Source organism: Oceanobacter antarcticus (assembly GCF_044962685.1).
In the GTDB taxonomy this organism is placed as follows: Bacteria; Pseudomonadota; Gammaproteobacteria; order Pseudomonadales; family Oceanobacteraceae; genus Oceanobacter; species Oceanobacter antarcticus.
Genome location: NZ_JBBKTX010000059.1, coordinates 1 through 878, shown reverse-complemented (window position 1 = coordinate 878; position 878 = coordinate 1). Strand labels below are relative to the sequence as shown.

The 878-nt window shown below is 59.2% G+C and carries 1 protein-coding gene; it reads left to right on the top strand.

Translation table 11 applies throughout. From position 1 onward, the window contains the following. Positions 1-834: acetaldehyde dehydrogenase (acetylating) (locus WG929_RS20875; RefSeq protein ID WP_416207609.1), on the top strand; the 834-nt coding region annotated here is incomplete at its 5' end. Positions 835-878 lie beyond the last annotated feature (44 nt).

Here is an 878-nt window from a genome sequence, read left to right as displayed (position 1 = left end):
TGGATCGAACCGGTCTGGATGGTGGGCATTGACCCGGAATCCGAAGGCCTCAAACGCGCTGCGACCATGGGCATCAAAACCTGCGCCACCGGGGTTGATGGCATTCTCGAACAGGTGATCGCCGACGACATCCGCGTCGCCTTTGATGCCACCTCCGCCTACGTGCATGCGGAAAACTCGCGCAAGCTCAATGAGCTGGGCGTTATTATGATCGACCTCACCCCAGCGGCCATTGGCCCGTTCTGCGTGCCGCCGGTGAACCTTGCCGCGCACGCCCAAAACCTCGAAATGAACGTCAACATGGTCACCTGCGGTGGCCAGGCCACCATCCCCATGGTGGCGGCAGTGTCCCGCGTACAAGCGGTCGACTATGGCGAAATCATCGCCACCGTGTCGTCCAAATCCGTTGGCCCTGGCACCCGCCAGAACATCGACGAATTCACCCGCACCACCGCCGGTGCAGTGTCCAAAGTCGGCGGTGCCAAACAAGGCAAAGCCATCATCATCATCAACCCGGCTGAACCGCCACTGATGATGCGCGACACCGTCCACTGCCTCACCGAAAGCGAACCGGATCGTGATGCCATCACCGCATCGGTTCACGCCATGGTTGCTGACGTACAAAAATACGTACCCGGTTACCGCCTGGTCAACGGCCCGGTGTTTGACGGCAACCGCGTCTCCATGTTTATGGAAGTGGAAGGCCTGGGCGACTTCCTGCCCAAATACGCCGGTAACCTCGACATCATGACCGCCGCCGGTTTGCGTACCGCTGAAATGTTTGCCGAAGAAGCCGCCAACGGCACCATCACACTGCCAGCACGTGGCGAATAACAGGGGAGCATGAACATGAACTTGCAAGGTAAAAGCGTCAAACT